This is a genomic window from Glaciecola sp. XM2 (genome assembly GCF_018595715.1).
GTDB lineage: Bacteria > Pseudomonadota > Gammaproteobacteria > Enterobacterales > Alteromonadaceae > Glaciecola.
The window spans coordinates 1-12,437 of the sequence record NZ_JAHEOJ010000013.1 but is presented as its reverse complement, the minus strand read 5'-3'; the positions used below and the strand labels follow the sequence as shown (position 1 = coordinate 12,437).

At 42.1% G+C, this 12,437-nt stretch carries 14 protein-coding genes; 12 read left to right on the top strand and 2 right to left on the bottom strand.

All coding sequences use genetic code 11. From position 1 onward, the window contains the following. Positions 1-3 precede the first annotated feature (3 nt). The 12 genes from KJ365_RS00125 (at position 4) to KJ365_RS00075 (ending at position 8,898) form a co-directional block, all read left to right on the top strand. A complete protein-coding gene (locus KJ365_RS00125) occupies positions 4-399 on the top strand; it encodes a copper resistance CopC family protein (protein ID WP_214449591.1) in 396 nt (131 codons plus the stop codon). Positions 400-411: 12 nt separating this feature from the next. Then, positions 412-1,356, top strand: a complete 945-nt coding sequence (locus KJ365_RS00120; protein WP_214449590.1) for a CopD family protein — start codon at positions 412-414, stop codon at positions 1,354-1,356. Positions 1,357-1,387: 31 nt separating this feature from the next. Then, positions 1,388-1,873 carry a YybH family protein gene (locus KJ365_RS00115; protein ID WP_214449589.1) on the top strand — a complete coding sequence of 162 codons (486 nt, stop codon included), beginning with the start codon at positions 1,388-1,390 and terminating at the stop codon, positions 1,871-1,873. A 212-nt stretch (positions 1,874-2,085) separates the two neighbouring features. After that, on the top strand, positions 2,086-2,439 hold the full coding sequence (locus tag KJ365_RS00110; protein ID WP_214449588.1) for a hypothetical protein: 354 nt from the start codon (positions 2,086-2,088) through the stop codon (positions 2,437-2,439). A gap of 34 nt (positions 2,440-2,473) precedes the next feature. Further along, entirely contained in the window at positions 2,474-3,697 is a 1,224-nt protein-coding gene (locus tag KJ365_RS00105) for an Aq_097 family APC-type transporter (protein WP_214449587.1), read from the top strand. Positions 3,698-3,793: 96 nt separating this feature from the next. Beyond that, a complete protein-coding gene (locus tag KJ365_RS00100) occupies positions 3,794-4,261 on the top strand; it encodes a MerR family transcriptional regulator (RefSeq protein ID WP_502793475.1) in 468 nt (155 codons plus the stop codon). Positions 4,262-4,403: 142 nt separating this feature from the next. Next, complete coding sequence (locus KJ365_RS00095) at positions 4,404-6,617, top strand: heavy metal translocating P-type ATPase (protein ID WP_250883952.1); 2,214 nt, start codon at positions 4,404-4,406, stop codon at positions 6,615-6,617. Between the two features lie 12 nt (positions 6,618-6,629). Further along, on the top strand, positions 6,630-6,983 hold the full coding sequence (locus KJ365_RS00090) for a cupredoxin domain-containing protein (protein ID WP_214449585.1): 354 nt from the start codon (positions 6,630-6,632) through the stop codon (positions 6,981-6,983). A gap of 84 nt (positions 6,984-7,067) precedes the next feature. Next, positions 7,068-7,355, top strand: a complete 288-nt coding sequence (locus KJ365_RS00085; RefSeq protein WP_214449584.1) for a YHS domain-containing protein — start codon at positions 7,068-7,070, stop codon at positions 7,353-7,355. Then, positions 7,352-7,612, top strand: coding sequence for a DUF5676 family membrane protein (locus tag KJ365_RS16715; RefSeq protein ID WP_250883948.1), 261 nt, complete (start codon positions 7,352-7,354; stop codon positions 7,610-7,612). Before KJ365_RS00085 ends, KJ365_RS16715 begins: the two co-directional genes overlap by 4 nt. 43 nt (positions 7,613-7,655) lie before the next feature. After that, the gene (locus KJ365_RS00080; RefSeq protein ID WP_214449583.1) at positions 7,656-8,303 is read left to right on the top strand and encodes a methyltransferase family protein; all 648 of its coding nucleotides are present in this window, start codon (positions 7,656-7,658) and stop codon (positions 8,301-8,303) included. A gap of 232 nt (positions 8,304-8,535) precedes the next feature. Beyond that, positions 8,536-8,898 (top strand): cation transporter, encoded by a 363-nt coding sequence (locus tag KJ365_RS00075; protein ID WP_214449582.1) that lies wholly within the window; start codon positions 8,536-8,538, stop codon positions 8,896-8,898. Between the two features lie 86 nt (positions 8,899-8,984). On the opposite strand, the gene KJ365_RS00070 is transcribed toward KJ365_RS00075, so the two are convergent. Both KJ365_RS00070 and KJ365_RS00065 read right to left on the bottom strand, forming a co-directional pair. Continuing rightward, entirely contained in the window at positions 8,985-11,105 is a 2,121-nt protein-coding gene (locus KJ365_RS00070; protein WP_214449581.1) for an SDR family NAD(P)-dependent oxidoreductase, read from the bottom strand. 99 nt (positions 11,106-11,204) lie between these two features. Further along, a protein-coding gene (locus KJ365_RS00065) for an IS3 family transposase (RefSeq protein WP_214449580.1) occupies positions 11,205-12,370 on the bottom strand; the annotation gives its coding sequence in 2 pieces (ribosomal slippage) (positions 11,205-12,112 and positions 12,112-12,370; 1,167 coding nt in all). Positions 12,371-12,437: the final 67 nt, after the last annotated feature.

The window sequence follows — 12,437 nt, the reverse complement described above, 5'->3', positions numbered from 1 at the left end:
TTCATGAAAAAATTTATCATAACGCTTCTTATTACAATGACCAGCCTGTCAGTGTTCGCGCATACTGGGATCACGTCAACAATACCCAAAGACAATGCTATGTTGATGAAGAGCCCAGAAACCATTGCAGTCACATTTGGTGACGAAGTTCGTTTGGTTAACTTATCTATTTTAAATAGCAAAAACGAGAAGGTTGACTTTGAATTCACCCCCTCAATGGAGGCGAGTAATACGTTTAGCTTCGACTTACCCCAGTTAATGCCTAGCACTTATAAAGCCTCATGGACAATCATGGGAGTAGACGGTCATAAGATGAAAGGAGACTTTTCATTTATGGTTCATGCTGCTGGTAATATGAAAGAGATGAAACATAAAAAGATGGATCATAGCGATCATTAAATAGGAACTTTCATGACATCAGGAATTTGGATAGGACTGCTAGTACTCAACAAGTTTCTGGTGTACTTGGGGGTAAGCGCAGCATTTAGCATTATTTGTGTATATCTGTATATCCCGGCGGCTTCGCTTGAGAATGTCGACAAAGTTGCAATGCGTTGGCGACATACTATATGCAAAGTCGCAATGGTATTGGTCATTATTGGTTTCATTGCTAATGTTGTCGATTTTTTTGTACAAACAGGCAACTTTGCAGAAAATGGTGTAAAAGGCATGTTCGAACCCATCATTCTCAACATGATGTGGGCTAGTTCTGTTGGTACATTGACGATGACTAGAGCAATCGCGTTCGGTCTTTCTTTTGCACTTTTGACTCTGATATTAATTCGTCCATTATTTCTGACGAGCAGGTTAAACCAATGGATATTTGGCACACTAACATTGCTCGTCATTATTGGATTGAGCACCTCATTTACGTTATCTGGACACACTAATGCACTCGTATTTGGCAGCGTCTCGCTTATCACTTTCCATGTAGCTATGTCGTTTGCATGGTTAGGTGCGCTAATACCATTAGTGCGCGCGACTTATATATTTGAAGGGGAAACATTGCATTTTGTCATGGAACGTTTTGGCCGATTTGCGGGTTGGGGTGTTGCTATTTTAGTGATTGCCGCCGTATCTATGCTCATTCAGTTTGTACCTACATTAGAAAGCCTATACACAAGCCGCTATGGACAAGTTTTCATATTAAAAATAGCTTTGGTGTTATTGCTTCTCCTGTTTGCTGTGACTCATAAGTTCGTATTGGTGCCACGCATATTGAGTCGAGAAGATGGCGCCGTCGCATTACGCCGTTCCATCATGGTTGAAACGTTTGTGGGATTTCTTATTTTATTCGTTACTAGCGTGGTCACAACAGTGATGGGCCCGCCGCTGTTAGCGAGTCAACTTATTTAATAAAACAATATTTATCGAAGAGGAAACAAAAATGACAAACACGATACATAAGGGCCTTTTGGCATTTGTCGCCATTGCTGCGTTAAGTTCGTTCGCTTTTTCGCATGACGGTGATCCGCATAAAGAAGCTAAAGCGTCTATGTTCACTGGGACTGAAACAACAGCTGCAAAAACTGTGCTTGCCTTTCACAAAGCCCTCGAAACCGGTGATGTTGAGACTGCACGAAGTCTACTGGCTGATAATGTGCTGATTTTTGAGGGGCAAGGTGTGGAACGAAGCGCGAAAGAATATGCAAGTCATCATATGTTGTCAGACATGAAGTACTTACAAGCCATGAAAATTGACCGGATTGAACATCATGTTCTTCAGTACGATGGGATAGCAACGTCTTTTTCAAGAAGCCAAATGACTGGCATGTACAAGGGGAAAAGCATTGATAGAACGAGTAATGAAACAATCACGCTTATTAATCGAGATAGTCAATGGAAAATTTCACACATTCATTGGTCTAATTAAGTGTGCAATACGCCCCCTTTTTAACGCAATCAGATTTATATGGCATTGTTTCTATTACAAAATTGTAATCAAGCGGTAATGCATTAGCCGTTTTTTATTGATCAAGATCATGTTGAGATGTCAATGCAATCGTAAGATTACCATACGAATTGTAAGCCTGTTTACAATTCAATCGCAACGTTAGTTGTCAGCATATTAACAAGGAAAAAACTATGAAAAACATCACTAAGCTACTCACGGTATTAACCGTATCTTTATTTTTGCTAGGCGGGTGTGCTAGCCAGTTGTATCACGATTACATCATGAGTGGACAAGTCGTCACAGCCAAAGGAAGCGAACTTGTTGTGTGTGTCGCAGATACCAGCAATCTAGAGCAAAACAAAGTATATGACGTGTACCGAGCGGTATACGATGACAATGTGATCACCGAAGGTGAATCAGGCTATTCCAGAGAATATGTGGGTAAAGTGCGTTTGGGGAATACGAAGGATGAACATTTTGCCAATGCAACGATTGTGAGCGGTCAAGTCATGCCAAATGACATTGTAGAGTTCAACGCTAAATAAGCACGCAGAGGCAGTATATCTAGTGGAAAACGGCATGCTCTTAAACAGTGTTGCGATCATATCGACGTTGATTGTTGGTTGGGGCTTATTTAACAACCGCGTCAGGTTGTCGCCACAGTGGCGAGCAACTGTGACACCTCTTGCCTCCATCATTGGCAGTGGCTTTTTAATTGTTGCACCGCTGCTTCATTCTGTTATGGGGAAGTGGGCATTACTGGGGATCGTGTTGTTATCTGCTCTTGCATATTGTTTAGGTGGTGTCATTCGGTTTAACATCGCTCACGCTGAGCCGCATTTGGAAGACTATCCTAATGGAGGCATTGCTAAATTAGAATATATTGGACAGTGGTTTTTAGGGGCGGCGTATGCGATTTCAGTCGCCTTTTATATTAGTCTATTCGCATCATTTGTGTTTGAAAGAATAAGCGTTACTGATGATACCGTGATAAAGGTAGCCACCAGTCTAGCCTTACTATTTATAATGTTTATTGCGTGGCTAAGAGGAGCTAAAGGGCTTGAAGTAATAGAGCTCTATGCGGTCACAATCAAGTTAGCGATTATAGTGGGAGTACTTGTTGCATTGCTGACATTTGACATGTCAAGTGGCGCGACATGGTTTCAGCATGAAGCGCTCAATGCTATCGGTCCTGTTGAAACCTTAAGTATCTTGGCGGGTATGTTGATGGTCACTCAAGGTTTTGAAACGGCAAGATTTATGGGCGCTGAATATTCGGCTTACCAGCGCATAATGGCAGTAAAATATGCTCAAGGCATTGCGACCGTCATTTACCTAGTGTTTATTGGATTAACTTGCCCCTTATTCAATGTATACCCCATCGTTGAATTAAGTGAAACGACCATTAGTCAGACGCTCGGACAAGCGATATGGATCCTACCGTTTTTACTTCTTATTGCAGCAACCACCAGTCAAATTAGTGCGGCTTTAGCAGACACAATTGGCGGCGGTGGCTTACTTAAAGAGCTTATAAAAGCCCGTCTTACAACAAACGTGTATTACATGTTAATTATTGGCATCGCTATTGTACTTGTTTGGACCAGCAATGTGTTTGAAATTATCAACTTAGCAAGCAAAGGCTTTGCGCTCTATTACTTATCGCAAACGGTGCTTGCGACCTGTCTGTTGTCAGGACGAAAGCATAAAACACGGCGTGATTGGTTAACGTTAGCGGGGACAATTATATTGTCTGTGCTATTGGCGTTGGTCATTGTTTGGTCTATGCCGGCACCTCATAGCTAAAATATCACTTGACCTGTGAGCGACTCATAGGTCTATGCTTTATTACCGAGTTACGAATACCTTTATTGCCAACTGGAGAACTGGAGTGTTTGAACAATGACTATGCAAGTAAAACAATTAGCCGACGCATTTGGGGTTAACAAGAATACGGTCATGTATTACACCCGAATTAACCTGTTGCGACCATCTAGGTCAAGTGAAAATGGCTACAGGTTTTACCCTCTAGAGCAACAAAATCGTCTTAGATTCATACTAAGTGCTCGCGATTTAGGTTTTTCTATCGAGGATATCAAACAGATATTTTCCGAATCCGATAAAGGTAAAACGCCCTGCCCAACAGTCAGGGTGTTGATTGAGAAAAGACTAGCAGAAACTGAACAACGGTTTATAGAAATGGCTAAGTTACGAGACAAGATGCGAAAAGCGATAGATACATGGGATCAAAAACCAGACAAGGTGCCATGTAATAACGTGATTTGCCATTTAATTGAAGATGTCGAGTTATCAAATATCGATAACGAACAAGCAGAAAATGACTTTTTAATGGGGAAACGCTATGAGTGATGAACAAATAAATAGAGAAAACGAAGTCACGAAGTCGTGTTGTCATAATCGAAACAATACACCCAATGAGCCAAAAATAAATAAAAACATACATTCGTCAAGCGACATCTATACAGCTCAAGAGACAACCATACATCATCTAATGATTGAAGGAGCGAGTTGCGCCAGTTGTGTTAGTAAAATTGAAAAGGCGTTGCGCGCGGTTAATGGCGTGACAAAAGCAGAAATGAATTTTGCACAACGAACGGTCAGTGTTACAGGAAGTGTACAGGGCGCTGCGCTTATTACGGCGATTGAAATAGCGGGTTATCGAGCAAAAGTGGATACCAGCGACTCAGAGCAAGAAGCCCTTGATGAAAAGGATAAGGCTGATTGGGCCTATTACAAAAAGCTCATGCGAGATATGACAATCGCGCTTTTATTAGGTGTACCGCTTATGATCTATGGGCTGGTAATAGGAGAAATGACGGTCAACACAAATAGTGAACGCCTAGTTTGGTTTACTATTGGTCTGGCAACGTTAGCCGTCATGTATTTTTCTGGTAAACACTTTTATGTGGGGGCTTACAACTCGCTAAAGAATCATTCAGCGAATATGGATACTCTCATCGCTTTAGGTACCGGCACAGCGTGGCTATATTCTATGGTGGTAGTGGCCGTTCCGGAGTTATTGCCAACAATGGCGCGTCATGTTTACTTTGAAGCAACTGCAATGATAATAGGGTTAATCAACCTTGGCTTAGCGCTAGAAATAAAGGCGAGAGGCAAAACATCTGAGGCAATTAAACGGTTGATTGGTCTTCAAGCCAAAACAGCGCGTGTCGTTCGAGGAGGAAATGATGTCGATATACCGATAGAAAATGTAATGCTAAAAGATTTTATCCGGGTTAGACCAGGCGAAAAAATTTCTGTCGACGGTGAAGTGGTCGAAGGTCACACTGCAATAGATGAGTCTATGTTAACTGGTGAGCCTATGCCTGTAGAAAAACAAGCAGGGGATAAGGTTGTAGCGGGCACCATTAATAAATCAGGTTCAATCGTATTTCAAGCCACTCGTGTAGGCAAAGACACTGCCTTAGCGCAAATTATCAATATGGTAAAAAAAGCACAAAACTCTAAACCCCCGATAGGTCGTTTAGCGGATGCTATTTCTGCCTATTTTGTTCCCGTTATTATGATTATTGCGGTGCTTAGTGCACTGGCGTGGCTGAATTTCGGTCCATCACCGGCTCTGGTTTTTGCCATCGTATCGGCGACTACGGTTTTGATAATCGCTTGTCCTTGTGCTCTGGGTCTAGCGACGCCAATGTCGGTAATGGTAGGCGTGGGAAAAGCTGCCGAAGCCGGTGTATTAATTAGAAATGGCGAGGCGCTGCAAACAGCCTCGAAGATCACGACGATGATTTTAGATAAAACGGGTACCATCACAGAGGGAGAGCCAAAGGTTACCGACGTGTTACTAACAAAAAATTACTCGCGTAAAGAAGTCTTGATGCTAGCCGCGAGTCTTGAGGCTGGCTCTGAACACCCTTTGGCGATGGCGATTGTCGACAGTGCCAAAGCGCAAGGAATTGATACCAAGAAAGTAGATGGCTTTCGTTCAATTGCAGGTAAAGGTGTGCAGGCATCATGTGAAGGGAAAGCCCTATTATTTGGCAATGAAAAGCTGATGAAAGATAAAGGTATTGTCATTGAGCAATATATAGAAAAAGCGCAAGAGTTTGCACAAGAAGCCAAAACACCAATGTACTTTGCCATAAACAATACTTTGGCCGCGATCATATCGGTTGCCGATCCAATAAAGAGCGATTCCATTGCTGCGATTGCGCGACTTCAGAAAAATGGCATTCGTATTGTCATGCTCACTGGAGATAATCGATTAACGGCTCAAGCGATTGCACAAAAGGTAGGTATCAAGGAATTCGTGGCTGAAGTTATGCCAGAAGATAAAGCGAATAAAGTAGCAGAGCTGCAAGAAGAAGGTGAAATTGTGGGTATGACTGGCGACGGTATTAATGATGCGCCGGCCTTAGCCCACGCCAATGTTGGTTTCGCAATTGGCACTGGTACCGATGTGGCAATAGAAAGTGCCGACATAACGCTCATGCGCGGCTCGCTACATGGTTTGGCAGATGCTATCGCAGTAAGCAAAGCTACGCTAGCGAATATAAAACAGAACCTATTCGGGGCTTTCATCTACAACGTCGCAGGAGTGCCCATTGCCGCAGGCGTATTGTTTCCATTTTTTGGTTTGCTATTAAATCCCGTTATTGCAGGTGCGGCTATGGCCTTTTCATCATTGACCGTGGTTACCAATGCAAACCGTCTACGCCTGTTTAAAGCTAAAAATCATTAAAAGGAGAAAATTATGTTGTGGGTAAATATTGCAGGCATGGGAGTTATCGGTTTGATTATATGGTGGTTTTGGCTTTACAAATCATCATCGGTTGACATGAGTGATGGAGTGATAGAAGTATTGGTGAAGGATGGGGTGTATCAACCGGCAGTTATCAAAGTACCCGCCAATCAAGAATCAACGATTACATTTTTTAGAGCTGATTCTTCACCATGCTCTGAATCATTGCATATACCTGATTTAGAGATTGCCGCAACACTGAGGTTGAATAAAAAAGTAGATATATCAATCCCAGCGATGCAACCAGGTCGACATGCATTTCATTGTCAGATGAAAATGTACACGGGTGAACTGATCATAGACTGATTTTTGATGCTGTATCCGTTCTTCAATATACAAGCACATTGCAGAGCAGATACATATTAAACAGAAACTAAAAGGAGGCATTTTATGGATGGGGTTTTTTCATTCGTAATATTCGCGGGGCTTTTTTATCTCATGATGAGATATGGTTGCGGCGCGCATGTGGCCCACGGCCACCGCAAAGAACAAACATCTGAACAACCTAAAGCCATCATTGATCCTGTGTGCAACAAGGTAGTGGAAGTAGATGAAGGTTACGGGAAACTGCACGACGGTGAGTTATATCGCTTTTGTTCAAAAGAATGTCTAGATAAGTTTGATGTAGACCCAGTTAAATACGTGACGAAAACGGACGCCACTGGAGCGCTAAAATGACCCACAAACTATCATTAAGCGCATTTGGGCACGCAACTAGCTTATTCATAAGTATCAGTTTCACACTATGTGTTGTATTCGACCTAATTTTTCCAGAGCACGCTATGTACGAAGTGTGGTTAAAGTTATTACCGGGGTTTGAATGGATAAGTTGGCAGAGTTTTTTCTTGGGACTCCTTGAAAGCTATATGTATGGCTGGTTTATCGCGCTAATTTGGGTACCACTTTATAATTTTTTTGGAAGCCAAGCGAAATAGCGGCTTTTCGTGACTTGGTTGTTTACTATATAGAGATGAGTTTATGAACGAACCGGTAGCACACTCAGGTGTATGGATCCTAGCGCTTATTATGATAGTAGTGGCGTCTTGGTATCTTTATAAATATATGGCTCCTACATCGTGGCACGAGTGGGCTGGTGCGGGAGTTGTGCAAGCGTTTATTATCGCCTTGTATGCCGAAATGTATGGCTTTCCTTTAACAATATATCTATTGGCACGCTTTGGAGGCCTAGATAGAACCGAGCTTAATGCAAATTTATGGTCGTCTCTTTTGGGGATAGGAGAGACGGGCATGATGATAGCAATGGTCTTGGGATACATTTTATTATTCTTGGGTATTGGACTTTTTTTTCAAGGTTGGCGACAAGTATATAAAGCGCGACAAGAGAACAGATTAGTGACAGATGGCTTATATGCATTGGCGAGGCATCCTCAATACACCGGTTTGTTTATTGCGCTATTTGGCGAGGGGATTGTGCATTGGCCTACTGTATTTTCAGTCGGTCTTTTTCCAGTGATTATCTTTATTTACTATGGTTTGTCTTTACGTGAAGAGAAAAAAGTGATTGCTGAATTTGAGGAGGAATATTTGGCCTACAAAGCACAAGTGCCAATGTTTATTCCGCGCATAGTGCAATGGAAGTCTTTTGTTAAGCAAACCCAAATGTAGCCGTTTGTTTTAGGTAGCCTCAATAAAGAAGAAAATATTTTTTGGATGACTTAGAGCAAAGAGTAGGGTGGTAGAAGTGAACTTAATGCTTAGCCATCTGCAGTGGACGCTACCATAATGTATATTTACTTTTGCGATTAACTTATTTACAAGCAGTCAGGCTGGCACAAACTAATGAATTTAGTCTTACAGTAATATTTTTAGCATAAAAATACCTTAGGAGGTTTAAATTATGAGTGATTTAGAACACAGAGTAGGCGTAAGCGAAGTTAACTTAGTGCTTCGTCACTTAAAGTTAACGAATACTGATGATGCTAAAATAGTAGCCATCATCAGTGACATCGATGCGACGTTTGGTGTTGACGCAGTCAGTTTCGAATCGAAAAAGCAGACACTACACGTTGGCTACGATGCTACTCATTGCGAGCTCGATGGGATTGAAAATATTATTAAAACCCATGGCGCAGATATATCGCATGATTGGTGGTCAAACTTTAAAGAAGGGTACTACCAATTTGTGGATGAAAATATCCGAGACAATGCAAAACACAAACCTTGGAGTTGTCACAAACTGCCGCCAGGGAGTCGGAAGTAAAGATAAACTTGTTCGTTTATCGATTTTTGAACGTTCAGAGGCCTTTCGCATTATTGAAAAAAAGAGGTAGTGGTGCTGTTAGCTTTTCAAAGTACTGGGGATATATGTGCTTGAAGTGATCCAACAAAACGAAGATTCGGGTCATAGCGTTTCTTCATTGCTATCAATTTTTCGGTGTGCTGACCAAAATATTCGATTACGGCAGACTCTTCCCCCATATCATAGTTTTGGTACGCGTAACCATTAAAGAAGGGGGTAAGTCGCTTGTAGGTATCTTGTACCCAGGCAGCTACAAGTTCCTTACCTTGATTTTGCTTAGTAAGTCCGGTAATGCTGCAGATGAAGGACGCATTTCTGTGAATAAATGCTGTTTCATTAGTACCTTTGTCTTGTATCGCACCGCAAAGAGGATCTAGCATTATACCACCAGAATCATCAGGGCATTCCTTATAACACGCTAATAGTATGTCAATAAACTTATCCGTTAATTCACCCTGAATAATTCCATGTTGCCAATATAAACCCAAACCACTTTCGTAGTTGTTTGATTGACATTCGATATACTGTTTCCGGTCAATTGATACTGTCGCACCTTCCCGCCATGAAGATACTGTCTTTAAACCATGTGACCTCGATTCACTAAACCCCATAATAGAAATATTAGCTTTGTGAGGCACAGAATGGGCAATATAGGCATATAAAAACTGTGACTTTGGTCCCTCTAAAACTGCATGACTATAGGCTTTTAAGATATTTTTCGCCTCACTAATTGGCCACGCTATGGTTCCTCCCTCAACAAACTCAGGAGCAGGGTGCAGTGCAAATTCTATAGTGACAACGACACCAAATTGACCGCCGCCACAGCCACGCAGTGCCCAATAAAGATCTGGATGTTTATGAGGCGTCACTTTTAATAACTTTCCATCAGCCATGATGATATCGAATCGTGTGACATTGTCGCAACTTAGTCCGTGCTTGCGCGAGAGGAAGCCAATTCCGCCGCCTAGTGTTGCACCAATGACACCTACATCAGGGCAAGTACCTAACGGTACTACTTTGTTTATGCGAGATAAAAAGTGGTCTAAATGTTTATTCTTAACACCCGCACCAACACTCACATGCCGCCCATCGGCGCTGAGTGATATATCTTGGAAGTTTGCCATATCAAGAACGACGCCACCATCGACTATAGCGGCTCCTTTTATTCCGTGTCCGCCACCCTTTATTGATATAGGCAAAGAAACTTTATTAGCAAATTTGATCACTTCTATAATGTCATGTACTGACTTCGGTGTAACAATCATAATTGGGTATTTAGAAACAGCCTTATTGAAAACTTGCCTGCGTTTTTCATATTGCACACTGCCGAAGGTACTGACTTCGCCACTCATTTTTCGTTGTAACAAAAGTGCGCTGTCAGTTTGCACTATAGGCTCTCTAGTTTCACTTATGTGAGTGAAATGATATGGTTCATTGATGTCTTTCAACAAATTCCATGATCTTGTTCCAAATGATGTTCGGCTGACGGACATTAACAGTTCTTTTAAATATTTAGCCACGAGTGCAGTTGTGAGAAGCTTATTTTCACCGTGCATTTCGCGCAAAACGTCCGATAAAGGTAACACATCACTTGATGCTTGGCGTATTTCAGCCTGCATGGGAGTATCTACGTTTCCAGGAGCAACGCTTGTAAATACTGCGATATTTGCAGTGACTTCTTGTCGGAAGCAGTCTGTTAGCGTATTGATGCCAGCTTTACTAATGCAATATGCGGATGCCCCAGTCACTGGAGTGATAGGGTGGTCGCTTGTTAAAAAAAGTACTCGGCTACGATTAAATTTAATAATACACAATTGAGTAATTAGCAAGGGCATTTCAAGGTTGACCTTATGATTTTTTCGCCAATCATCTAAATTTAATGAAGATAGTTTAACAATGGGTGAAACTAATCCAGCGCAATGCACCAAATAATCGACTTGCTGATAGTTTTCAAGAAAACGCTTAACAGAAGCAAATGCTGCATTGTGATTAAAGTCGACTTGTCTAATGAGCAACCTGTCTTTATACCTGTTTTTAAGGGGTAGTAGATTGTCTTTGTTTCTGCAAAATGCGATGACCAATAATTGTGAGTATTCAAATAGCAATTCATTAGTTAACGCCAAACCAATTCCAGACCCTGCACCAGTGATCACTGCGATTTTTTTCATTATTTTGCCCTGACTACCTATTTTCTACACGAAATATATCAGCTCATTTCTTCGTCAAAGAAAAAAAGATATTTGCTAGATTTAGGGTAAATGTAGTGGTCAACAAAATCCGTACACCGATTTAGCTAATTTCTCAGCTTTCGCTGGCGGTAGACCATCGTTAAATTGATGCGGTCGCTCCCAGTTATAATAGTTCATCAGGTAATAACCCACATCTCGTTTTGCCTCATTTGCTGATTGATAGCCGATAGTTGGCATCCATTCAGATTTTAGGCTTCTAAATACTCGCTCCATTGGGCTATTATCCCAACAGTTACCGCGTCGACTCATACTTTGTGTCATGCGATATCGCCACAAGCGCTGTCTAAATTTACGAGCACCATATTGTGAGCCTTGGTCGCTGTGAAACAGCACGCTCTGTGGCTTGCCTCGCTGCTCATAGGCCATATCTAGCGCTCTTACCGCCAGTTCAGCATCCGGCCGTTTTGATAGACTCCAACCAATTACTCGACGTGCATAAAGGTCGATGACAACCGCTGCATAATGCCAAGCATCGCCCGTCCATAAATAAGTAATATCACCACACCACGCTTGATTGGGCTGCTCTGGTACAAACTGTCGATTCAATAAGTTCGGAATATCCGGTCTCTCAACTTTAACTCGCTTATAAGCATGCTTACCAGGCTGCTTACTTGTTAGCCCTTGCTCCTGCATCAAGCGTGCGGCCTTGTAGCGACCCATCTCAATGCCTTCATCTCTCAGCATACCAACAATCGTTCGCGTACCGGCTGACTGGCGACTTTTATCAAACAAGCGCTTTACTCTTGCTCTTAAAATACGGCGCTTTGCATCTATCAATCTTCGGCGCTTTTTACGCTCGTAGTAGCTCGTCACACCCAAGCCTAACGCCGAGCACACTAGCTCTGTCGATTCATGCTCCCTCAATCGATCGACTAGCGCGTGGAGTTCAGATCGTCTGACATTAAGAGAGCTGTAGCCTTTTTTAATATCGACTTCTCTCGTTCTAAGCGATTAACCTTAGCTTCTAGCTCTTGAATCCGCTGTTGTTCAACTGACAAGGCTTTCGATTTAGGTGTTACACCAATACGCTCTGATTCAAGTTGTTTCACCCAAATCCGCAGCGTGTTTTCGTGAACTTCTATCGCTCGACTTGCTTCAGCAAATGAGTAATCTTGATCTAAAACCAAGCAAGCTGCATCGTTTTTAAATTCCGGGCTGAATGACCGGCGCTTTCTCTTTTCCATTGAACACCTCTTCTATAAGTGTAATGCTACCACTTAAAAAGGTGTACGGGTTTATTCTGCCACTACA